Genomic DNA, 23789 nt, shown 5'->3' on the forward strand with positions numbered 1-23789 from the left:
ATAATACTCTGGTTATCACAATAGAAAAATGGTTAGGAGTGATGCAATGCCGAAGGGAAAAATTATTAAAGCGTTAAGTGGTTTTTATTATGTTCTTGACGAAAAAAAATTAATTCAATGTCGCGGCAGGGGAGTTTTTCGGAAAAATAAAATAACCCCTTTAGTTGGTGATTATGTTGAATATCAAGCGGAAAATGACCGTGAAGGATATATTATGGAAATATTGCCAAGAGAAAACGAGTTAATTCGTCCGCCAATTTCCAATGTGGATCAAGCAATTTTGTTGTTCTCTGCTAAAGAACCGGATTTTAGTACAGCTTTATTAGATCGTTTTTTAGTGTTGGTAGAGGGAAGTGGAATCATTCCTGTCATTTGTGTTACCAAAATGGACCTTTTACAAAATAATGAAATAGATATAATTGAATCCTATGTAAATGATTATAGGAATATTGGATATGAGGTGTTTCTAACATCTTCGAAAATGCATGAAGGCGTAAATATTATCCTTGAAAAATTAAAAGGCAAAACAAGTGTATTTGCCGGCCAGTCAGGTGTAGGGAAATCCTCCCTTTTAAATGCAATTAATCCTGATCTTTCTATAAAAACTGATGATATCTCTACCCATTTAGGGCGTGGGAGACACACCACAAGACATGTGGAATTGATAGAAATTGCAAATGGGGAAGGTCTTGTTGCTGATACACCAGGTTTTAGCTCCTTGGATTTTGATGAGCTTGATGCAGAACAATTAGGAAATTGTTTTCCTGAAATGGAGTCACGGAAATCCGACTGTAAATTTCGAGGATGTCTCCATCTTAATGAACCTAAGTGTGCTGTAAAGATGGCAGTGCAAAAAAAGGAAATACCTGATTATCGTTATCAGCATTATTTACAGTTCTTACAAGAAATTAAAGACAGAAAGCCGAGGTATTAAAATGTTTAAAATTGCTCCATCTATTTTATCCGCTGATTTTTCAAAGTTAGCGAAGGAAATTATTGATGTTGAAAATGGTGGTGCAGATTATATTCATATAGATGTTATGGATGGACATTTTGTTCCAAATATTACAATGGGACCAATAGTTGTTGAAGCGATTCGTCCGATTACAAAACTTCCTCTAGATGTACATTTAATGATTCAAAATCCTGACCAATATATTGAAGCATTTGCGAAAGCTGGTGCTGATTATATATCTGTACATGTAGAAGCTAGTCCGCATCTTCATCGAACCATCCAACATATTAAATCTCTTGGTGTGAAAGCAGGAGTGGTTTTAAATCCAGCAACACCGGTGGATATGATTCAGCACATTATAAATGATGTAGATTTAGTATTATTGATGACCGTGAATCCAGGATTTGGAGGACAGAGCTTTATCCCATCTGTTTTGCCTAAAATTAAAAAAGTAAAGGAAATCGCTGATAAGAACGGTTTAAATATTGAAATAGAAGTCGATGGCGGAGTAAATTCTGAAACGGCAAAATTATGTGTAGATGCAGGGGCGAACGTTTTGGTTGCTGGTTCTGCAATTTATAACCATGAAAATAGAAAAAAAGCTATCGAAGCTCTAAAAAAATTTTAATGATAAGTCAGCTTAAAGGCTGGCTTTTTTCATAATATAAATGGGTGATGAAAATTATGGAAAAAATAATACATATAGTAGCTGGAGGACCTTCCCTCTATATTCCTAATTTAAACGACTACACGGGGGATGGACATATTTGGGTAGGAGTAGATTATGGAGTATATCATTTAATCAAGAACGGGATTAATCCGGATATTGCATTCGGTGATTTTGATTCTGTATCTGAACATGAGTGGAAATTAATCAGGGAGAAATCTGGAAAAATTATGGAGTATATTCCTGAAAAGGATGAAACTGATTTAGAACTTGCGTTACAATGGGCCATAACTGAAAATCCTCAAAAAATAATAATCTTTGGTGCAACTGGTGGACGAGCAGATCACTATTTTGCTAACGCCTTTTTGTTAATTCGCAAGGAATTTTTACATGCTGATTGTCAAATAGAAATATTAGACACCCAAAACAGGATTACTGCTCACTTACCTGGTACATATAAGGTTAAAAAAGTCGATGATTTAAAATATATTTCTTTTCTTCCTTTAACATCTGAAGTGGAGAAAATTACTTTATTAGGATTCAAATATCCTCTTGAAAATAAAAATGTTAAACAAGGAAGTACCCTTTGTATAAGTAATGAACTTCTTGAAGATTCAGGTACTTTTTCTTTTCATTCAGGCATATTATTGATGATAAGAAGTAAAGACATTTAATCCCCGCGCCCGATTTTTTATGGGTATCGTACTTATTGTTTTATTATTGAATATAATAGTACCAAAAACTAGAGAATAGCTAAATTCACAGTTCCTGTTAGGCTAGTTTTGTAGTATTAGAATTAACATAAATACCCCTTGCTGTTTAAGAGGGCTGACTGTGAATCATTGTTTGCGTTCAGATGGATGAGGAGGGAAATAAATGAAATTTTATACGATTAAATTGCCTAGATTTATTGGCGGCATCGTCCGAGCGATGTTAGGTACTTTTAAAAAAGGCTAATTATTAAAACTGACATAATCATTTGTTATTTGCACCCTAATGGGTGCATTTATTTTTAAGATAAAGTGTCAATAAAATGTAAAAACATCCATACTAATGCATGGATGTTTTTACATTTTATTAAACACGTTCTACTTTACCTGATCTTAAAGCTCTTGCGGAAACCCAAACACGTTTAGGCTTACCATCAACTAGAATACGAACTTTTTGAAGATTTGCTCCCCAAGTACGTTTATTAGCATTCATCGCATGAGAACGAGAATTTCCAGAACGAGTCTTACGTCCAGTCACTACACATTTTTTTGGCATATAATTCCCCTCCTTACTACTGAAGTAAACATATCATTTGTTTCATCACTTCAATATTCGTCATTAAAGATACCTTAATAATTTATCATACAACCTGTAATAATGCAACACTTCAACAATACACTTTCAAGGAAAAATTCTTGACAAAAACAAAAAGCGAAAGCGAATGTTCATGAAGAACTATGCTGATTTACTGTCATTAAGAGATATTCGACTTTAAAAAAAGCATATAGTATAGTAAAATGACGTTAGCTTCAATATTTCGTGATATATATGGCTCTGTTCTTATACTTTGTGATTTTGAAAATGAACTCTTTAGGTTACTACTTGTTAAAAAAGTAGGTTAATCTATTTAAGAAAGATGCCCGAAAATAAGTCTGTATTTAAGATTTATAATCATTTACGAATAGCAACAATCAAATCAGAAACAGTTTATATTCAATTAGGGGGAACGAATAATGTCCATTGAAATGAAAACGGTTTATGGTCAAATTGATATTTCAAATGATGTTATTGCTACAATTGCAGGTGGTGCGGCAGTGGATTGTTATGGCATTGTTGGTATGGCCTCGAAAAATCAGATTAAAGATGGCATTACAGACATTTTGCGTAAGGAAAACTTCTCTCGCGGTGTAATTGTTCGCCAGGAAAATGATGAAGTACATATTAACATGTATATAATAGTAAGCTACGGTACAAAAATTTCTGAGATTGCACATAATGTACAATCCAAAGTTAAATATACATTGGATAAAACAGTAGGCTTATCCGTAGAGTCAATAAATATTTATGTTCAAGGAGTTCGGGTTACGAACCCGTAATAAGGGAGGATACTATTTGTGTTAATGACATCATTGGATGGAAAACGTTTTGCTGAAATGGTCATTAGTGGAGCTAATAACTTATCAGCACATGCTGAAATGGTAGATGCTTTGAACGTTTTTCCAGTTCCTGACGGTGATACTGGGACGAATATGAATTTATCTATGACAACTGGCGCAAAAGAAGTTCAAAAAAACGTGCAAGATCATATTGGGCATGTTGCATCTGCACTATCCAAAGGCTTACTTATGGGGGCGCGTGGAAATTCAGGGGTAATCCTGTCTCAGCTATTTCGAGGTTTTGGTAAGTTTATTGAATCTAAGGAATCCATTTCAAGCTTAGAATTTGCTGCTGCTTTAGAAGCTGGTGTAGAATCCGCATATAAAGCGGTTATGAAGCCAGTAGAGGGGACTATATTGACAGTTGCAAAAGACGCTGCAAAACAAGCGGTACAAACCGCAAAAAAGCACAATGATTTTATTCTCATGATGGAAGAAACAGTGAAAGCGGCAAAAGCTTCGTTAAATAGAACACCGGATCTGCTGCCTGTATTAAAGGAAGTTGGAGTTGTTGATAGTGGCGGGCAAGGCTTAGTCTGTGTGTATGAAGGCTTTTTGGCAGAATTAAAAGGTGAACCTGTCAATTCTGTTCCTGCAACACCTTCTATGACAGAATTAGTCAGTACAGAACATCATAAAAGTGTTCAAGGGTTCATGAACACGGAAGATATAAAATTCGGATATTGTACGGAAATAATGGTGAAATTAGAACCGGAAAAACTGCCATTTTCAGAAGAGAAATTCCGTAATGATTTAAGTCGTTTGGGAGATTCTCTCTTAGTTATTTCGGATGATGAACTTGTAAAAGTTCACGTTCACTCGGAAACACCAGGAGAAGTTCTTTCCTATGGACAAAAATATGGAAGTTTAATAAAAATTAAAATAGAAAATATGAGGGAACAACATAGTTCCATCGTTGAGCAAACACATAACACATTAAACGCTTCCCAACAGGAAAAAGAAACACAGGAATTCGGGATTGTAGCGGTTTCGATGGGAGAAGGTATAGCGCAAGTATTTAAAAGCATTGGCGCTTCTTCAGTAATTGAAGGTGGACAAACAATGAATCCTAGTACAGAGGATTTATTAAGGTCCATTAAAGAGACAAATGCAAATAAAGTGTTTATTCTTCCAAATAATAAAAACATTATAATGGCTGCGGAACAGGCTGCTCAGGTTGCAGATTCGGAAGTAATTGTCATTCCTTCCAAGACAGTGCCTCAAGGTATGGCGGCGCTCCTTGCATTTAATCCGTCTTTTACAATGGAGGAAAATAAAACTTCTATGACTCAAGCGTTGCAACATGTAAAGTCTGGCCAAATTACGTATGCAGTTCGTGATACAAGTATTGATGGGAAAACGATTAATAAAAATGACTTTATGGGAATATTCGAAGGTAAAATTGTCGAAATCAATCAGGACCAGTTCATGGCTGCAAAAGGTCTACTAGAGCAAATGCTAGATGAGGAAGCCGAAATTCTTACCGTCTTATATGGAGAGGATGTGCAGGAAAAGCAGCTTAACCAGCTTATTGCATATATCCACGAAAATTATCAAGACTTAGAAGTGGAAGTCCATAATGGAAAACAACCAATATATTCATATATCTTTGCAGTCGAGTAAGTGGTTAAATAGAAGTATATCGTTTATACAATCCTTGCATAAGATAAAGGAGAAATATGTCTTCCTATAGAGGGGAGTAGTCTAAAGATGAAGTATAAAAGTGTTTTTGATATAATAGGGCCTGTAATGATTGGGCCATCAAGTTCTCATACTGCGGGTGCTGCCAGAATAGGCAGAGTTGCTCGGACAATATTTGGAAAGGAGCCAAAGTGGGTTAAAATTTATTTTTACGGCTCCTTTGCAAAAACCTATAAAGGCCATGGAACGGACGTAGCAATCGTTGGGGGACTTTTGGATTTTGATACATTCGATGAACGGATTATTTCTGCAATGGAGATTGCAAAAGAAAGAGAAATGTTGGTAGAATTTATCGAATCCGATGAAGTGCCTGACCATCCCAATACAGCTAAAATTATCATTGGTGATGATACTAGTGAATTAGAGCTTGTTGGCATTTCAATAGGCGGCGGAAAAATTGAAATTACAGAACTTAATGGTTTTGAACTAAAATTGTCTGGTCATCATCCCGCTATAATAGTTGTACACAATGATCGTTTTGGTGCAATTGCAGCTGTTGCTAACATACTATCGAAATATGAAATTAATATTGGTCATATGGATGTTTCTCGTAAAGAAAAAGGGAAAATGGCTTTAATGACAATAGAAGTCGATCAAAATATTGGTCAAGATATTATAGATGAAATACAGGCGTTGCCAATTGTTACACAAGTAGCAAGAATTGTAGAGTAGGCTGTTAGTTTAATAGAAGTAAATTTGTGGTAACGTTTTCAACACAACTGGAAAGGGGGTTCTGCCATGTTTCGAAATGTTGCAGAATTAGTTCAAATAGCTGAATCCCAAAATAAAAAAATATCGGAAATTATGATTGAACAAGAAATGCAAGTATCGGGAAGAACCCGTGAAGAGATATTTAACCAAATGGAAAAAAGCTTACAAGTTATGGAAGAAGCGGTAGAGCGCGGAATACGTGGAGTTACGTCACATTCCGGCTTAACAGGTGGAGATGCTGTTTTACTTCAAAAATATATTGAAAAAGGAAATTTTTTATCTGGGGAAACAATTCTTGATGCGGTGAGCAAAGCGGTTGCGACAAATGAAGTAAATGCTGCAATGGGAACTATTTGCGCTACTCCGACTGCAGGTTCTGCTGGAGTTGTACCAGGTACATTATTTGCTGTTAAAAATAAGCTTAATCCAACTAGAGAGGAAATGGTCCATTTCTTATTTACGTCTGGCGCTTTTGGCTTTGTTGTAGCAAACAACGCATTCATCTCCGGCGCTGCTGGTGGGTGTCAGGCAGAGGTAGGATCTGCTGCTGGAATGGCAGCAGCTGCTATTGTAGAAATGGCAGGAGGATCTCCTTCTCAATGTGCACATGCCATGGCGATAACATTAAAGAATATGTTAGGACTTGTATGTGATCCTGTTGCTGGTCTAGTTGAGGTGCCGTGTATTAAACGTAATGCAATGGGTGCAGCTAACGCCATGGTAGCTGCAGATATGGCGTTAGCTGGTGTTACAAGTAGAATACCTTGTGATGAAGTAATTGACGCGATGTTCAAGATAGGTCAAAGAATGCCTACAGCTTTAAAGGAAACAGCTGAGGGAGGATTAGCGGATACACCAACGGGTCGAAGATTAGAAGCTAAGATTTTTGGGATGCCGCTGAAATCTGATGAGTAAATCATTGCAGGATTCTGTATCTGTTATAAAAGGAATAGGAGAGGAAGTAGCAAGTAACTTAGCGGTAATGGGAATATTTACTGTTAAGGATTTACTAGAGCATTTCCCTTATCGGTATGAGGACTATCGTTTAAGAGATCTACAAGAGGTTAAACACGAGGAAAGAATAACGGTAGAAGGGAAGGTTCATAGTGAGCCTTCTCTTATCTTTTATAATCGAAAACGTTCCAGATTAACCGTTCATTTATTGGTGGGCAGATATCTCATAAAGGTTATCTTTTTTAATCAGGCATATTTAAAAAAGAAAATAAATGTTCAAGATACCATTACGGTTACGGGAAAATGGGACCAGCATCGACAAACAATTACGGCACAAGAATTGAAAATAGGTCCATACCAATTACCAACTGAATTTGAACCTGTATATTCGGTCCGGGGGAAATTGTCTGTAAAACAACTAAGAAAATATATAAAGCAGGCTTACCAAGCATATAGTAGTGAAATAGAAGAAAATATCCCAGCCTCACTCAGATTAAAATATAAACTGCTGGATAGGAAGGATGCTATCTTTTCTTTACACTTTCCAAAATCACAGGCTGATGTAAAGCAGGCACGAAGAAGGATTGTCTATGAAGAATTTTTATTTTTTCAGTTAAAAATGCAAGCATTGCGAAAGTTTGAAAGAGAGAATTCAGGCGGAATTTCTCATAATTATGATTTAATGAAACTAAAAGAATTTATATCCTCTTTGCCATTTTCGTTAACAAATGCTCAAAAAAGAGTAGTAAATGAAATTTGTGCAGATTTAAAGTCACCTATTAGAATGAATAGGTTGCTTCAGGGGGATGTCGGTTCAGGAAAAACAGCTGTTGCTGCTATTGCCCTCTATGCCAGTGTTACGGCTGGATACCAAGGCGCGTTAATGGTACCAACAGAAATATTGGCAGAACAGCATGCGGACTCTTTATTTCAATTACTTCAGCCTATGGGCATTAATATTGCATTATTAACCAGCTCTGTGAAAGGAAAGAAAAGAAATGAACTTTTAGAAAGGCTAAAAAACGGTGAAATTGATATTCTAATTGGTACACATGCACTTATACAGCATGATGTCTCTTTCCGTAAACTAGGTCTTGTAGTTACAGATGAACAACATCGTTTTGGTGTGGAACAACGAAAAATTTTAAGGGAAAAAGGGGAAACACCAGACGTTCTTTTCATGACGGCAACACCTATACCGAGAACTTTAGCCATTACTGCTTTTGGAGAGATGGATGTTTCAATCATTGATGAAATGCCAGCAGGAAGAAAAACAATTGAAACCTATTGGGTGAAACATGAAGTTTTAGAGCGTGTACTTGGGTTTGTCGATAAGGAATTATCACTAGGTAGACAAGCTTATATTATTTGCCCCTTGATTGAAGAATCAGATAAATTAGATGTCCAAAACGCAATTGATGTATATGATATGCTTTCGAATTACTACGGGAATCGCTATCGAGTACGACTTATGCATGGGAGACTTCCTTCCAAGGAAAAGGATGAAGTAATGAATCTATTTAGTGAAAATGAGATTCAAATTCTTGTTTCCACAACGGTAGTCGAGGTTGGAGTAAATGTACCGAATGCAACTATAATGGTGATATATGATGCAGAACGCTTTGGATTATCGCAGCTCCATCAACTTCGAGGTCGTGTTGGCAGAGGAAGTGACCAATCTTATTGCATTTTGCTGGCAGATCCGAAAACAGAAATAGGGAAAGAAAGAATGAAAATCATGACCGAAACCAATGATGGTTTTGTATTAAGTGAAAAGGATCTGGAATTAAGAGGGCCAGGTGATTTCTTTGGAAAAAAACAAAGTGGGTTACCGGAATTTAAAGTTGCAGATATGGTTCACGACTATCGAACCTTAGAAACAGCAAGAAAAGATGCCATGGACATAATTCATCTTGAAGATTTTTGGACGAATCCAGAATATCAAAGTTTAAAGACATTTTTAGAACATTCGGGAATAATGGATGGAGAAAAACTAGATTAAGAGGAAGGGAGTAGAAGGTGATTCTTGCAATCTTCTCTCCCTTTTTATATACTACTATTAGTACCAAGTCCTAATATCGTGTGGTGTTATAAATGAGATTGGCAAAAAAAGAGAGACAAAAACAGCTGTTGATCACAATAAAAGAAAATCCATTCATTACAGATGAAGAACTTTCGGAAAAATTCAGTGTGAGTGTGCAAACTATTCGTTTGGATCGCCTAGAATTATCAATACCGGAGCTTAGGGAAAGAATAAAAAACGTCGCCGAAAAACAATTCGGAGATGAAGTAAAGGCTCTTCCTATAGATGAAGTGATTGGCGAAATTATCGATATTGAATTGGATAAAAGTGCAATTTCTATATTTGATGTTCGAAAGGAACATGTGTTTAAACGAAATTCGATTGCACGTGGACATCATCTTTTTGCTCAGGCTAATTCTTTAGCTGTGGCAGTCATTAACGATGAGTTAGCCTTAACAAGCAAGGCAAATATTCATTTTACTCACTCTGTAAAAGAGGGGGAGAGAGTCATCGCTAAAGCAAAAGTTCGAGAAGAAAAAGGCAGTGACAGAACCATTGTTGAAGTGAAGAGTTTTGTAGGAAATAGGCTTGTATTTACAGGTGATTTTGAAATGTATCGAAATAGTTTAAATGAAGATTCGCCAATGAAATCGAATGAAAAAGGATGAATGTAAGATGAAGATCGCAATAGATGCTATGGGTGGAGACCATGCCCCAAAGGAGATTGTTTTGGGTATTAATAGAGCAATTGAGGAATTTAGAGATATTGAAATTCTTCTATATGGGGATGAATCTCAAATTAAGCAATATTTACAGCCAAATTCGAGAGTGCAAGTTATACATACAGATGAAGTAATATCAGGTTCAGATGAACCAGTTAAGGCAGTAAGAAGAAAAAAGAATGCGTCCATGGTATTAATGGCACAGGCTGTAGCAAACGGAGAAGCAGATGCCTGTATATCTGCAGGAAATACCGGTGCTTTAATGGCTTCTGGTCTTTTTATTGTTGGAAGAATTGAAGGGATTGATCGCCCTGCACTTGCCCCAACTCTTCCCACTATAGATGGAAAAGGTTTTGTTATGCTAGATCTCGGTGCAAATGCCGAAGCGAAACCAGAGCATCTTGTTCAGTATGCCATAATGGGGTCTATTTACGCTAATAAGGTACGTGGAATTCAAAATCCTAGAGTGGGGCTACTCAATATTGGAACGGAAGAAAAAAAGGGCAATGAACTAACAAAAAAAGCATTTGAATTATTGAAACAAGCGGATTTGAATTTTGTAGGAAATGTCGAATCGCGTGATTTACTGAATGGTCCTGCAGATGTTGTAGTGACAGATGGGTTTACAGGAAATATGGTTTTAAAATCAATCGAGGGTACAGCTTCATCTGTCTTTTCACTATTAAAAAAGACTTTAACAAGTAGTTTCAAAAGTAAAATCGCAGCCCTTTTAGTAAAGTCAGATTTACTTCAACTTAAAAATATGATGGATTACTCTGAGTATGGCGGAGCAGGATTATTTGGAATAAAAGCCCCTGTCATTAAGGCACATGGTTCGTCAAATGCAAATGCATTATATAACGCAGTTCGGCAAACTCGAGAAATGGTGCTTCATGACGTTACAACCACGATTAAAAATGCTATTAACTAGAAATTAAAGGAGAGTTCAAGATGAATAAAATTGCTTTTGTATTTCCAGGTCAAGGTTCACAAGCAGTAGGGATGGGGAAATCTGTTGCAGAAGAAGATTCCAACGCAAAAAAAATATTTGAACAAGCGGATAGTCGGTTAGGATATTCTCTTTCAGATATAATTTTTAATGGTCCAATTGAAACATTGACACAAACAACTAACGCACAGCCAGCATTATTAACAACAAGTATTGCGATTATGCAATGTTTGCAGACTTCTGGAATAAAACCTGACTATACTGCAGGACATAGTCTAGGGGAGTATACAGCATTAGTAGCTGCTGGCGCAATTTCATTTGAAGATGCTGTGTATGCTGTACATAAGCGAGGAGAGTATATGGAAGAAGCAGTTCCCAACGGGGAAGGAACGATGGCTGCTGTCTTAGGGTTGGATCGTCAAATATTAAAAGAGGTGACCGATGAGGTAACAGCGAACGGTAACTCTGTACAGTTAGCCAACCTTAATTGCCCTGGGCAAATCGTCATTTCAGGAACGGTTAAAGGTGTTGAAGAAGCATCAGCGCTTGCTAAGGAAAGAGGTGCTAAGCGTGCACTGCCTTTGCAAGTTAGCGGTCCTTTTCATTCTCAGCTCATGAAGCCTGCTGCTGAAAAATTTACTCGAATTTTAAATGAAATCAATATTGTTGATGCACAGATTCCGGTAATTGCTAATGTGACAGCTGAACCAATGACAGATGCCAATGAAATTAAAGAGAAACTTATTGAACAATTATATTCGCCTGTACAATGGGAAGATTCAGTAAGAAAAATGATAGATCTTGGTGTTGATACTTTTATCGAAATCGGATCAGGAAAAGTATTATCTGGTTTAATTAAAAAGATTAACAAGGAAGTTAAAATTTACTCCATCCAAGATATGGAAAGTTGTGCGCAGGTAGTGCAAGAACTGAAAGCTTAATATTTGATGTTCGTATAAAAGGAGGAAAACTGGATGAAATTAGAAGGGAAAGTAGCACTAGTTACGGGAGCTTCGCGCGGTATTGGCCGCGAAATTGCACTAGAGTTTGCAAGGGAAGGGGCAGATGTTGTCGTTAATTATGCAGGTAGTGAAGCAAAAGCAAAGGAAGTTGCAGAAGAAATACAAGCAATGGGGCGTAGTGCCATTGTCTATCAATGTAATGTAGCGAATAGTGAAGAAGTTCAAAATATGGTAAAACATACAATTGGACATTTTGGTAAGTTGGATATACTTGTAAATAACGCTGGGATAACCCGAGATAATTTGCTGATGCGAATGAAAGATGATGAGTGGGACGATGTTATTAATACAAATTTAAGGAGTGTGTTTTTAACAACTAAGGCTGTTACACGTCAAATGATGAAACAGCGATCAGGGAAAATTATTAATGTTGCCTCCATCGTTGCAATAAGTGGAAATCCTGGTCAAGCTAATTATGTTGCAGCTAAATCCGGCGTAATCGGATTAACCAAAACAACTGCCAAGGAACTCGCTTCAAGAGGGATTACTACAAATGCTATTGCACCAGGCTTTATTACAACCGATATGACAGATAAGTTACCTGAGGATTTAAAAGCGGAAATGCTCAAACAAATCCCTCTAGCTCGTCTAGGTCAACCACAGGAAGTTGCTAAAGTAGCGCTGTTTCTTGCTTCCGAGGACTCGAATTACGTGACTGGTCAAACAATCCATGTTGATGGCGGTATGGTAATGTAATAAATACCTTAATTGATACAAATAGTTTTGTATAGAATTGCCTAAATACCGATAATTTAAAAAATGGAAGTTTCACTTTATTATTAGGACAAAATCCTCTATAATGTCTTGAGGGGAGGTGAACCAAATGTCAGATGTTTTAGAACGAGTTACGAAAATTATCGTAGATCGTCTTGGTGTTGAAGAGTCACAAGTGAAACCTGAAGCTTCTTTCAAGGATGATCTTGGAGCAGATTCCCTAGATGTTGTTGAACTTGTTATGGAACTTGAAGATGAGTTTGATATGGAAATTTCTGACGATGATGCTGAAAAGATTGCAACAGTTGGAGACGCTGTTAAATACATAGAAAGTCAGCAATAATCGTTCACTAATTACAATGTCCCGTTTATTTTAAACGGGGCTTTTCTGTTAGAAAACAAAAAAATACAGTGAATGATTCAACGCAAAATATCTCATAATGTGAATTGGAAAGTTCCACTTGTTTGTAAACATAATTAACTGTACCGCGAAATCAAATAGCGCCTCTAATCATGCAAAATGTTTGGGGGCGGCATTTGCTTATCGGGATACAAAGAGGAAAGGCTCCGACGCCTGTCTGCTAGCTACTAGGTGCTGGAGCCAAAGAATAAAAAAATATTTGGGCTCCTTTGCGCTTGCCTGCATTTTTTTATAAACTTTATATGTAAATTGAAATTTTACTTTAAATTAAGGTGGAGAACGTAATGCGTAAAATAAATAGAGAGAAAGAAAAAATTGCAGCGACACTTGTAATGGAAAAATTCAAGCAATTCCAAGAAAGAATTAATATCCATTTTTCAAATACAAAGTTATTAATGCAAGCCTTTACACATTCTTCCTATGTGAATGAACACAGAAAAAAAACTCATCAAGATAATGAACGGTTGGAATTTTTAGGTGATGCTGTTTTAGAGTTAACTGTATCACAGTATCTTTATAAGCAATATCCGACAATAAGTGAGGGGAAATTGACAAAATTACGGGCGGCTATAGTTTGTGAACCTTCGCTTGTTACATTTGCCAATGAATTGAGTTTTGGTGAATATATTTTGCTTGGAAAAGGAGAAGAAATGACAGGAGGTCGTACTCGTCCTGCACTTCTGGCAGATGTGTTTGAAGCATTTATTGGGGCACTGTATCTAGACCAAGGACTTGAACCCGTTATTCATTTTCTCGAGAAGGTGGTCTTTCCGAAAGTGAATGAAGGCGCCTTTTCTCATGTAATGGATTTTAAAAGCCAATTGCAAGAATTTGTTCAAAAAGACTCGTCAGGTGTACTTGAATACACTGTACTAGATGAGCGAGGGCCAGCACATAATCGAGAGTTTGTTTCAAGAGTTTCTTTAAATAACATGGAGCTGGGGATTGGTGTAGGGCGTTCCAAAAAAGAAGCTGAACAGCATGCAGCTCAAATTGCACTCAGTACATTAAATAAAAAGCTTTAGATATTAATAAGAATAAGCAATCTTAGGGAGGGAGAACCTATTGTTCCTCAAACGTTTAGATATAGTCGGTTTTAAATCGTTTGCCGAAAGAATTTCTGTTGATTTTGTAACAGGTGTGACAGCAGTTGTTGGACCAAATGGGAGTGGGAAAAGTAATATTATTGATGCTGTCAGGTGGGTATTAGGGGAGCAATCAGCAAAATCTCTTCGTGGAGGGAAGATGGAGGATGTCATCTTTGCAGGGAGCGATACTAGAAAATCTTTAAATTTCGCAGAGGTTTCGCTTACATTGGATAATGAAGATCATCAGTTACCGTTAGATTATAACGAAGTAAGTGTTACTAGAAGGGTGTATCGCTCAGGTGATAGTGAATTCTATATAAATAAACAAAGCTGTCGTTTAAAGGATATAGTTGATTTATTTATGGATTCCGGTTTGGGAAGAGAGGCATTCTCTATCATCAGCCAGGGGAAAGTAGAGGAAATATTAAATAGTAAACCGGAAGAACGCCGTACCATTTTCGAAGAGGCAGCTGGTGTTTTGAAATATAAAACCCGTAAGAAAAAGGCTGAAGCAAAGCTGAACGAGACACAAGAAAATTTGAATAGGGTGAATGATATCCTTCATGAGCTTGAAAATCAGGTAGAACCATTAAAAATTCAAGCCTCGTTAGCAAGGGATTATTTAGACAAGAAAGAAGAATTGAAGAACGTTGAAGTGGGGCTGACCGTAAAGGAAATTGAAGCTTTAAACACAAACTGGGAGCAGTTACATAAACAGCTGGAACTGCATCAAGATCAGGAAATGGCTATGTCAGCAAAGCTGCAAAAAGAGGAAGCCAACCTAACAGAAATGCGGGATCAGCTATCTGCTTTAGATGAATCGATTAGTGATTTGCAAAATGTTTTAGTTTCTGCAACAGAGGAATTGGAAAAATTAGAAGGCCGTAAAGAGGTACTGAAAGAAAGAAAGAAAAATGCTAACCATAATAAAGATCAGTTGCAAAAAAATATAGAGGAAGCAACAGATAAAATAAAAAAATTAGAAGAACAAAAAGCAATTCTGAAAGAAGAATATGACAAAAATGTAGCGGAGGCTTCCCTTTTAAAAACAAGATTGAAGGAAAAAAATGCTTTATTGAACCAATTTAATATTAATTTGGATGAAGTAATCGAATCATTAAAAGGCGATTATATTGAATTGTTAAATGAACAAGCCTCTGGGAAAAACGAATTAAATCTTTTAAGACAACAGTTACAGGTCCATTCTTCTAAAAAGAGTAAATTAGATGAAGATAATAAAAAATATATAGAACAGCGAAAAATTATTTTAGAGGAAAAGCAGAAGGTAGTAAACCAGCTCGACGGAGCAGCTAAGAAATTAGAGGAACATATACACAAATATCGAGATAAACAACAAAAGCTGGAAAATCTTAAAAGTCAATATCAAAAGCAAGAATCCACACTTTATCAGGCATATCAATTCTTGCAAAAAGCGAAATCAAGAAAAGAAACACTGGAAGAAATGGAAGAGGATTATACTGGCTTTTTCCAAGGCGTAAGAGAAGTACTCAAAGCAAAGAATACCATTCTTAACGGAATTGAGGGGGCTGTTGCAGAATTAATTCAAGTCCCTAAAGGCTATGAGGCTGCAATTGACACAGCATTGGGAGGAGCAATGCAGCATATTGTCGTTTTAACTGAAGAGAATGGCCGCGATGCAATTCAATATTTGAAGAAAAATCGATATGGACGTGCTACTTTCTTACCGTTGAATGTAATAAAAGGAAAATCGATTCCGTCTGTACAAATGGAAATGATTAGCCATGATCCTGCATTTGTGGGAGTTGCTGCTGACCTCATTCATATAGATTCAAAATATCAATCTATCATTTCTAATCTGCTTGGGAATGTGGTAATAACAAAGGATTTACAGGGTGCCAATCGTATTGCAAAACTCCTTCAATATCGCTATCGTCTTGTCACGTTAGATGGCGATGTTGTTAATCCAGGAGGGTCCATGACAGGAGGTACGGCTAAGCATACTAGTAATTCCTTAATTTCTCGCAAAGGAGAATTGGAGGAGTTAAAAGAGAAGCTTCTCACAATGGAAGAAAAAACGCTGCATCTTGAAAATCTTGTTAAAACCATTAAACAAGATGTCTCCAACGAAGAACAAGCACTCGAAGAAATGAGAGAGCATGGCGAACAGCTTCGCTTTATGGAGCAAGAATGGAAAGCGGAGCTAAGACAAATTGAATTAGCAGAAAAAAATATGAATGAACGGCTCATGATGTATGATATGGAGAAGGAAGAGTCATTAACAACTTCTGAGGCTGTCGAGACAAGAGTCCGCGAGTTGGAAGCTCAATTAAAACATATTGCTGATAAAATAACAGAATTAGAAAAAGAAATAGAGGATTTAACTAAGAAAAAAAATCAAGATATTTTATCTAAGGATGAAATCTTAAATGAAATTAGTGATTTAAAAGCAAAGCTTGCAGTAAAGAATGAACAGCTCGTATCGAGTCGGGACAATCTTGAACGTGTGCAATCGGAATATGATGATACTTATAAAAAATATAGTCAATACACCGAAGAGTTGAACTGGTTTGAAAATGAAATGTCCAATAGTCATAGTGGTGAAGAGGAACTTTCTGTTGCTGCGGAAAAGAAGCGGATGGACAAGCTCGCAACAACTAACTTGATCTCGATGAGAAGAGAAGAGAGAATTCAGTTGCAAACTAAGCTAGAGGATATGGAATTGAATTTAAAAGAATTAAAGAGACAGCATAAAGGGATTGTCGAAATTTTAAAAGATGAAGAAGTTAAAATTAATCGTTTGGATGTTGAATTGGAAAATCGACTAACACGTCTTCGGGAGGAATATTTATTAAGCTTTGAAGCGGCAAAACAAGAATTCCCTCTCGAAATTACATTAGAGGATGCGAGGAAAAAGGTTAAACTCATAAAACTTGCAATCGATGAGCTTGGAACGGTTAATATTGGCGCAATCGAGGAATATGAAAGAGTTTCAGAACGCTATGAATTCCTGAAGGTTCAGCAAACCGATCTGTTAGAAGCAAAAGAAACATTATTTCAAGTAATAGATGAAATGGACGATGAGATGAAACGGCGATTTGAAGAAACATTCACGGCAATTCGTCTGCATTTCGAGCCAACTTTCCAGGCGCTTTTCGGCGGTGGAAGGGCAGAGCTTAAACTAACAGAACCAAATGATTTATTAAATACGGGTGTTGATATTGTGGCACAACCTCCAGGGAAAAAACTCCAAAATCTTGGTCTATTATCTGGAGGAGAAAGAGCTCTAACAGCCATCGCACTCTTATTCTCGATATTAAAGGTTCGCCCTGTTCCATTCTGTATTCTTGATGAAGTAGAGGCCGCTTTGGACGAGGCTAACGTTTTTCGTTTCAGTAAATATTTGAAAAAGTTTAGTCAAGAAACACAATTTATTGTCATTACCCATCGTAAAGGCACGATGGAAGAAGCAGATGTATTATATGGTATTACCATGCAAGAATCAGGAGTCTCGAAGCTTGTATCAGTAAAATTAGAAGATACGAAAGAGCTGGTGGGTCCTGTCGCATCTGTTTAATACAGTTAGTGCCCCAAAAGTCTTGAAAATGGGGCACTTTTTTAATCCTTAACTTAACAGTATTTTGAGGTGTTAAAACAGGATGATTATTCGTTCATAATTTGTTAGAATATAAAGTACTTTGTAGAGGAAAATTTTTTTGCATTAATAAAGGGAGTGAGTCAATTGAGTTTTTTTCAGAAATTAAAGGACAAGTTTTCAAAATCCACGGATACTGTTACAGAAAAATTTAAAGATGGTTTAACCAAAACAAGAAATAGTTTTGCTGGTAAAGTAAATGATCTCGTTGCGCGGTATCGAAAAGTAGATGAAGACTTTTTTGAAGAACTAGAAGAAATCTTAATACAAGCAGATGTAGGTTTTAGTACAGTAATGGAATTAATCGATGAATTGAAGATGGAGGTAAAAAGGAAGAATATTTCGGATCCAGTAGCGGTTCAATCCGTTATTTCAGAAAAACTTGTGGAAATATATGAAGCCGGTGAAAAAACTACTTCTCATATTAACATTCAAGAAGATAATTTAACAGTCATTTTATTCGTAGGGGTGAATGGGGTAGGGAAAACCACTACAATTGGAAAGCTGGCTCATATGTATAAACAACAAGGGAAAAATGTTATTTTAGCTGCTGGTGATACGTTTAGAGCTGGCGCTATTGATCAATTAGAAGTTTGGGGCGACCGAGTTGGAGTAGATGTTATAAAGCATAGTGAGGGATCTGATCCAGCAGCAGTTATGTTCGATGCGATTCAATCGGCACGTGCAAAGAAAGCGGATATATTGCTTTGTGATACAGCTGGTCGTCTGCAAAACAAAGTTAATTTAATGAATGAACTAGAAAAAGTAAAACGTGTGATTGAAAGAGAAATTCCAGGTGCACCGCATGAAGTGTTGCTCGTACTAGATGCCACTACTGGGCAAAATGCACTGCTTCAAGCTAAGACATTTAAAGAAGTAACGAATGTTACTGGGATCGTGTTAACAAAATTAGATGGAACTGCAAAAGGCGGTATTGTTCTTGCTATCCGCAATGAACTAAATATTCCAGTTAAATTGGTAGGTCTAGGTGAAAAAATGGATGACTTGCAAGAATTCGATGCAGAAAAATATGTGTATGGATTATTCTCTACGATTATAGATAAAGAGGCAGAGTAGTAGGGAATTTTGGTTTTGGTCTTACTTTTAAGCGCCTTTGCTTTTGGATGTGTAAAGATTTTTTCTTGACAAATTTAAAAAAACTATGTATTCTTCATATGTAAAGCTTTTTCACTTAACAAGGGGAGGATAATCATGCTTGAAAAAACAACAAGAATGAATTACTTGTTTGATTTTTATCAATCGTTGTTAACTCCAAAACAACGAAGCTATATGTCCTTCTACTATTTAGATGATTTTTCCCTTGGTGAAATTGCCGAAGAATTTGAAGTTAGCCGGCAAGCGGTTTTCGATAATATCAAACGTACTGAAAATATGCTTGAGGAATATGAAGAGAAATTATTATTATTCCAAAAGTTCAAAGAGCGCACGAAAATATTAAACACGATAAGAGATAATCTTGGAACAGATGAGTTATCAAAGAAAATATTACCTTTTATTGATGCGCTAGAGAAATTAGATTAGGAGGCGGCATGTATGGCATTTGAAGGATTAGCCGACCGACTGCAGAATACGATACAGAAAATACGCGGCAAGGGAAAAGTTTCGGAGAGCGATGTAAAGGAAATGATGCGTGAAGTGCGTCTTGCGTTATTGGAGGCAGACGTAAACTTCAAAGTTGTAAAAGAATTTATTAAAAAAGTAAGTGAACGTGCGGTTGGTCAAGAAGTAATGAAAAGCTTAACTCCTGGTCAACAAGTCATTAAGGTTGTAAAGGAAGAACTAACCAACCTTATGGGTGGAGAACAAAGTCAAATTGCTGTTGCCAAGCGTCCACCAACTGTAATTATGATGGTTGGTTTGCAAGGTGCTGGTAAAACCACAACCACAGGTAAACTTGCTAATCTTTTAAGAAAAAAACATAATCGTAATCCTTTACTTGTAGCAGCTGACATTTATCGTCCTGCAGCTATTAAACAGTTAGAAACGCTAGGAAAACAGTTAAGTATGCCTGTCTTTTCTCTTGGAGATCAAGTTAGCCCAGTAGAAATTGCACGGCAAGCGATTGAAAAAGCAAAAGAGAATCATCATGATTATGTTCTCATTGATACAGCAGGTCGTCTCCATATTGATGGGGAATTGATGAATGAGCTTAAGGAAATTAAAGAATTGTCCAACCCTGAAGAAATCTTTTTAGTCGTAGATGCCATGACTGGGCAGGATGCAGTAAATGTTGCTGAAAGCTTTAACGAGCAATTAGGAATAACGGGAGTCGTCTTAACAAAATTAGATGGCGATACTCGCGGTGGTGCAGCCCTTTCAATTCGATCCGTAACCGGAAAACCGATAAAATTTGTCGGTATGGGAGAAAAATTGGATGCCTTAGAGGCATTTCATCCGGAAAGAATGGCTTCTAGAATTCTTGGAATGGGTGACGTCCTAACTTTAATTGAAAAAGCTCAAGCGAATGTAGATGAAGAAAAGGCAAGAGAACTTGAACAGAAAATGCGTACAGCATCATTTACTTTTGATGATTTTCTTGAACAGTTAAGCCAAGTTAGAAAAATGGGACCATTGGATGAACTTTTAAAAATGATGCCAGGTGCTAACAAAATTAAAGGCCTAAATAATCTACAAATAGATGATAAGCAAATAAGTCATGTTGAAGCTATTATTAAATCCATGACAAAAGCGGAAAAAATTAATCCGGAAATCATTAATTCCGGCCGCAGAAAACGGATTGCCAAAGGTAGCGGAAGAACTGTACAAGAGGTAAACCGACTGCTTAAACAATTCGAAGAAATGAAAAAAATGATGAAGCAAATGACAAGTATGACCAAAGGGAAAAAGAAAGGCTTCAAATTCCCATTTATGTAAGTTGATTTGTTAGTAATAAGGTAACCAAGGCAGGCTGTTTTAGAACTATAGGACAGCAATGTATGTGTTCCTTTTACCAATATATAAAAGTGTTAAGAAAAAACACTTTACAAACAAAATACTTTTTTGATATTATACTATCTTGTGTAAAACTATTCGGAGGTGCTATTTAAAATGGCAGTAAAAATTCGCTTAAAACGTATGGGAGCAAAAAAATCTCCTTTCTATCGTATTGTAGTTGCAGATTCTCGTTCACCACGTGATGGACGTTTCATCGAGACAGTTGGTACTTACAATCCAGTTGCACAACCAGCTGAAGTAAAAATTGATGAAGAACTAGCGCTTAAATGGTTACAAAATGGTGCAAAACCATCTGATACAGTACGTAACCTATTCTCTAAACAAGGCATCATGGAAAAATTCCACAACGTAAAATATAGCAAGTAATTGTGGACTTGCCATGCGGGATTTGATTATTCAAATTGTTAAGCCCATAGTAGACCATCCGGAAGATATTCGGGTTGAAATGGTCGAGGAATCCCATCAAATTACGTATAACCTTTCTGTTCATCAGGAGGATATCGGAAAAGTGATTGGGAAAAAGGGCCGTGTTGCTAAAGCAATACGAACTGTTGTCTATTCGTGTGCTGGTGTACAACAACATAAGAGAATTTATTTGGATATTGTTGACTAGATAGCCCAAATAAGAATACAGCAATGAATTGGATAGGAAAATCACCAAGGAAAAAGGGAGGAGACAAAGCCTCCCTTTTTCCATATCTAAAAATAGAAAAATGGAAAGCTTCATGATGGGAAAATGCAACCAAAAGCCAAGATAAGTGTCCGAACCAGACGTTTGCACTTGTAAGTATCTTAATGATAAATGTATCCAATAAATGAACATCAAAAAGCCTACATAAATGGAGGTAGATGATGAAAATATTGCAATCTGTAGTAGTAAAGCAGGTTTTAACCGAGAATAGTAAAGAAAAACTGCTGTATTCCTATGAAGGAAAAAAGCAGATGCTACAAAAAGAATGCGATCAACTTCGTTTTGAGCTTAAAAAACTCGAAAGAACAAAAAAATTTCCTTCATCAAGTTTAAAAACTCATTTTGAAAAAGAAATTAATATTAGACAGGAAAAAGTAAAATTAATTGATTTTCAAATAGAGCAATTAGAGATTCTTCCACTTGGAAGCGAATTAGCGGAACAAAATATTCAATCTATCGTCGAAATAAATGTCGGGGATGATTGGAATAAGTTATCCAATGAGCGAATGATTATCGTGAAAGATGGAATCATCAAAGAAATACGTTAGAGGTGAAAATTGAATGTGGTTTAATGTAGGTAAAATCGTCAATACTCATGGTTTAAATGGCGAAGTCCGTGTTATATCGATAACGGATTTTAAAGAAGAAAGATTTAAAGTCGGCAGTATTCTTTATTTATTCATTCCCAATCAAACAGAACCAACGGAGTTAGTAGTAAAAAGTCACAGAGTACATAAAAATTTTGATTTGCTCACATTTGAGGGGTATAACAGCATTAATGAAGTGGAAAAATGGAAAAACGGTATTCTAAAGGTTTCTAAGGAACAACTAGGGGAGCTTGAAGAAGGGGAATTTTATTTTCATGAGATTGTTGGATGTAAAGTATTTACAACCAATAATGAATTAGTAGGAGTTGTAAAAGAAATTCTTACTCCAGGCGCAAATGATGTATGGGTAGTAAAAGGAGATAAGGGTAAGGAATATTTAATTCCTTATATTGAACCAATTGTGAAACAGATTAATGTTATGGAAAAACGAATTATTATTGAACCAATGGAAGGACTTTTATCATGAAAATTGATATTTTGACCTTGTTTCCCGAAATGTTTACAGGTGTTCTTGGTACATCTATTCTAAATAAGGCAAAAGAAAAAAAGATTGTCGAGTACAATATTGTCAATTACCGAGAATTTGCTGATAACAAGCATCAAACTGTAGATGATTATCCATACGGCGGCGGTGCCGGTATGGTTTTAAAACCACAGCCTATATTTGATGCGGTAGAGAACTTAAAGAAAGGCGAAGGTAAACCGCGGATTATTTTACTTTGTCCGCAAGGGGAAACGTTCAAACAATCAAAAGCAGAAGAGTTTTCTCGCGAAGATCATTTAATCTTCATATGCGGTCATTATGAAGGTTATGATGAAAGAATAAGGGAATTTGTTGTAACAGATGAAGTGTCCATCGGTGATTATGTTTTAACTGGCGGAGAATTAGGTGCAATGGTCATGATTGACAGCATCGTTCGTTTGTTACCTGGAGCTTTAGGAAATGATGATTCACCTGTACTGGATTCTTTCTCTACAGGTTTGTTGGAACATCCACATTATACTAGGCCAGCAGATTTTAGGGGAATGAAGGTACCCGATATTCTGCTCTCTGGCGATCATCGAAAAATCGAGGAGTGGAGAGAAAAGGAATCATTAAGAAGAACTTATTTAAGAAGGCCAGATTTATTAGAAGGATTTCCATTAACAGAGAAACAAAGAAAATGGATCCTGGAATGGGAAAAAGATAAGTAGATAGTTTTATTTAAGAGTCAGGTTACTAGCAATGTAACATAACTACAATTTTTATTGCATAATAGATAGCGATATGTTAAGATTAATTTTGTGATTTGAGCTAGTTCAGGTCACGTTAAAACGATGTTCCGCTACAATGAAAGCCATGTATGAGCATCTGTTGGAAGGAGTTGAAAACGATGCACATTATTGATGAAATTACAAAAGATCAACTTCGCAGTGATATTCCTGACTTCCGTCCTGGAGATACAGTACGTGTTCATGTTAAAGTTATCGAGGGTACACGTGAACGTATTCAGTTATTTGAAGGTGTTGTTATTAAACGCCGCGGTGGTGGAATCAGCGAAACTTTCACAGTTCGTAAAGTATCTTATGGTGTAGGTGTGGAACGTACTTTCCCATTACACACTCCTAAGATTGCGAAACTAGAAGTAGTGCGTCGCGGTAAAGTTCGTCGTGCGAAACTTTACTATCTACGTAATTTACGTGGTAAAGCCGCTCGTATTAAAGAAATTCGCTAATTGTAAGTGTCGGTGGCTTTTAGTAGAAATTATTTTCTACAATGTTATCATACTTATCAATGAAAACCGTTTGGAAAAGGGGCTTGGAGAC

26 protein-coding genes are annotated in these 23789 nt (G+C 36.5%); 25 read left to right on the forward strand and 1 reads right to left on the reverse strand.

What is annotated here, in order from left to right:
• The first annotated feature begins 46 nt into the window (after positions 1-46).
• The 4 genes from rsgA to spoVM all read left to right on the forward strand — a co-directional run bounded on the left by rsgA (position 47) and on the right by spoVM (position 2579).
• Positions 47-934, forward strand: a complete 888-nt coding sequence (gene rsgA / locus CWO92_RS02870) for a ribosome small subunit-dependent GTPase A (protein ID WP_101352662.1) — start codon at positions 47-49, stop codon at positions 932-934.
• Position 935: 1 nt separating this feature from the next.
• Positions 936-1583 carry a ribulose-phosphate 3-epimerase gene (gene rpe / locus CWO92_RS02875; protein ID WP_101352663.1) on the forward strand — a complete coding sequence of 216 codons (648 nt, stop codon included), beginning with the start codon at positions 936-938 and terminating at the stop codon, positions 1581-1583.
• Between the two features lie 56 nt (positions 1584-1639).
• Positions 1640-2296 (forward strand): thiamine diphosphokinase, encoded by a 657-nt coding sequence (locus CWO92_RS02880; protein ID WP_101352664.1) that lies wholly within the window; start codon positions 1640-1642, stop codon positions 2294-2296.
• A 202-nt stretch (positions 2297-2498) separates the two neighbouring features.
• Entirely contained in the window at positions 2499-2579 is an 81-nt protein-coding gene (gene spoVM / locus CWO92_RS02885) for a stage V sporulation protein SpoVM (RefSeq protein WP_055740456.1), read from the forward strand.
• Between the two features lie 120 nt (positions 2580-2699).
• On the opposite strand, the gene rpmB is transcribed toward spoVM, so the two are convergent.
• Positions 2700-2888 carry a 50S ribosomal protein L28 gene (gene rpmB / locus CWO92_RS02890; protein WP_101352665.1) on the reverse strand — a complete coding sequence of 63 codons (189 nt, stop codon included), beginning with the start codon at positions 2886-2888 and terminating at the stop codon, positions 2700-2702.
• A gap of 458 nt (positions 2889-3346) precedes the next feature.
• Between rpmB and CWO92_RS02895 the strand changes: the two genes are divergently transcribed.
• The 21 genes from CWO92_RS02895 to rplS all read left to right on the forward strand — a co-directional run bounded on the left by CWO92_RS02895 (position 3347) and on the right by rplS (position 23698).
• Positions 3347-3709, forward strand: a complete 363-nt coding sequence (locus tag CWO92_RS02895; RefSeq protein WP_101352666.1) for an Asp23/Gls24 family envelope stress response protein — start codon at positions 3347-3349, stop codon at positions 3707-3709.
• 18 nt (positions 3710-3727) lie between these two features.
• Positions 3728-5392 carry a DAK2 domain-containing protein gene (locus CWO92_RS02900; RefSeq protein WP_101352667.1) on the forward strand — a complete coding sequence of 555 codons (1665 nt, stop codon included), beginning with the start codon at positions 3728-3730 and terminating at the stop codon, positions 5390-5392.
• A gap of 87 nt (positions 5393-5479) precedes the next feature.
• The gene (gene sdaAB, locus CWO92_RS02905) at positions 5480-6142 is read left to right on the forward strand and encodes an L-serine ammonia-lyase, iron-sulfur-dependent subunit beta (protein ID WP_101352668.1); all 663 of its coding nucleotides are present in this window, start codon (positions 5480-5482) and stop codon (positions 6140-6142) included.
• A 66-nt stretch (positions 6143-6208) separates the two neighbouring features.
• The gene (gene sdaAA / locus CWO92_RS02910; RefSeq protein ID WP_101352669.1) at positions 6209-7096 is read left to right on the forward strand and encodes an L-serine ammonia-lyase, iron-sulfur-dependent, subunit alpha; all 888 of its coding nucleotides are present in this window, start codon (positions 6209-6211) and stop codon (positions 7094-7096) included.
• Positions 7089-9137, forward strand: a complete 2049-nt coding sequence (recG, locus tag CWO92_RS02915) for an ATP-dependent DNA helicase RecG (protein WP_101352670.1) — start codon at positions 7089-7091, stop codon at positions 9135-9137. Before sdaAA ends, recG begins: the two co-directional genes overlap by 8 nt.
• A 92-nt stretch (positions 9138-9229) precedes the next feature.
• The gene (fapR, locus tag CWO92_RS02920) at positions 9230-9826 is read left to right on the forward strand and encodes a transcription factor FapR (protein WP_101352671.1); all 597 of its coding nucleotides are present in this window, start codon (positions 9230-9232) and stop codon (positions 9824-9826) included.
• Positions 9827-9833: 7 nt separating this feature from the next.
• Positions 9834-10811 carry a phosphate acyltransferase PlsX gene (plsX, locus tag CWO92_RS02925; RefSeq protein ID WP_101352672.1) on the forward strand — a complete coding sequence of 326 codons (978 nt, stop codon included), beginning with the start codon at positions 9834-9836 and terminating at the stop codon, positions 10809-10811.
• Positions 10812-10831: 20 nt separating this feature from the next.
• Entirely contained in the window at positions 10832-11770 is a 939-nt protein-coding gene (fabD, locus tag CWO92_RS02930; protein ID WP_101352673.1) for an ACP S-malonyltransferase, read from the forward strand.
• Between the two features lie 33 nt (positions 11771-11803).
• Positions 11804-12547, forward strand: a complete 744-nt coding sequence (gene fabG / locus CWO92_RS02935) for a 3-oxoacyl-[acyl-carrier-protein] reductase (protein WP_101352674.1) — start codon at positions 11804-11806, stop codon at positions 12545-12547.
• Between the two features lie 127 nt (positions 12548-12674).
• Positions 12675-12908, forward strand: a complete 234-nt coding sequence (locus CWO92_RS02940; RefSeq protein ID WP_055740445.1) for an acyl carrier protein — start codon at positions 12675-12677, stop codon at positions 12906-12908.
• 362 nt (positions 12909-13270) lie between these two features.
• The gene (gene rnc / locus CWO92_RS02945) at positions 13271-14011 is read left to right on the forward strand and encodes a ribonuclease III (RefSeq protein ID WP_101352675.1); all 741 of its coding nucleotides are present in this window, start codon (positions 13271-13273) and stop codon (positions 14009-14011) included.
• A gap of 40 nt (positions 14012-14051) precedes the next feature.
• A complete protein-coding gene (gene smc / locus CWO92_RS02950) occupies positions 14052-17630 on the forward strand; it encodes a chromosome segregation protein SMC (protein ID WP_101352676.1) in 3579 nt (1192 codons plus the stop codon).
• A gap of 165 nt (positions 17631-17795) precedes the next feature.
• On the forward strand, positions 17796-18785 hold the full coding sequence (ftsY, locus tag CWO92_RS02955) for a signal recognition particle-docking protein FtsY (RefSeq protein ID WP_101352677.1): 990 nt from the start codon (positions 17796-17798) through the stop codon (positions 18783-18785).
• A gap of 132 nt (positions 18786-18917) precedes the next feature.
• The gene (locus CWO92_RS02960) at positions 18918-19250 is read left to right on the forward strand and encodes a putative DNA-binding protein (RefSeq protein WP_199256865.1); all 333 of its coding nucleotides are present in this window, start codon (positions 18918-18920) and stop codon (positions 19248-19250) included.
• A gap of 12 nt (positions 19251-19262) precedes the next feature.
• On the forward strand, positions 19263-20603 hold the full coding sequence (gene ffh / locus CWO92_RS02965; RefSeq protein ID WP_101352679.1) for a signal recognition particle protein: 1341 nt from the start codon (positions 19263-19265) through the stop codon (positions 20601-20603).
• Between the two features lie 174 nt (positions 20604-20777).
• On the forward strand, positions 20778-21050 hold the full coding sequence (gene rpsP / locus CWO92_RS02970) for a 30S ribosomal protein S16 (protein ID WP_055740439.1): 273 nt from the start codon (positions 20778-20780) through the stop codon (positions 21048-21050).
• A 13-nt stretch (positions 21051-21063) separates the two neighbouring features.
• Entirely contained in the window at positions 21064-21297 is a 234-nt protein-coding gene (locus CWO92_RS02975; protein WP_101352680.1) for a KH domain-containing protein, read from the forward strand.
• A 239-nt stretch (positions 21298-21536) separates the two neighbouring features.
• Positions 21537-21923: a YlqD family protein gene (locus tag CWO92_RS02980; RefSeq protein ID WP_101352681.1), complete on the forward strand. Its 387-nt coding sequence runs from the start codon at positions 21537-21539 to the stop codon at positions 21921-21923.
• Positions 21924-21936: 13 nt separating this feature from the next.
• Positions 21937-22449, forward strand: coding sequence for a ribosome maturation factor RimM (gene rimM, locus CWO92_RS02985; protein ID WP_101352682.1), 513 nt, complete (start codon positions 21937-21939; stop codon positions 22447-22449).
• On the forward strand, positions 22446-23177 hold the full coding sequence (gene trmD, locus CWO92_RS02990; protein WP_101352683.1) for a tRNA (guanosine(37)-N1)-methyltransferase TrmD: 732 nt from the start codon (positions 22446-22448) through the stop codon (positions 23175-23177). The genes rimM and trmD overlap by 4 nt, the downstream gene beginning before the upstream one ends.
• 179 nt (positions 23178-23356) lie before the next feature.
• Complete coding sequence (rplS, locus tag CWO92_RS02995; RefSeq protein WP_101352684.1) at positions 23357-23698, forward strand: 50S ribosomal protein L19; 342 nt, start codon at positions 23357-23359, stop codon at positions 23696-23698.
• Positions 23699-23789 lie beyond the last annotated feature (91 nt).

Origin of the sequence: Heyndrickxia camelliae (assembly GCF_002844575.1) — a bacterium.
Lineage (GTDB): Bacteria > Bacillota > Bacilli > Bacillales > Bacillaceae_C > Margalitia > Margalitia camelliae.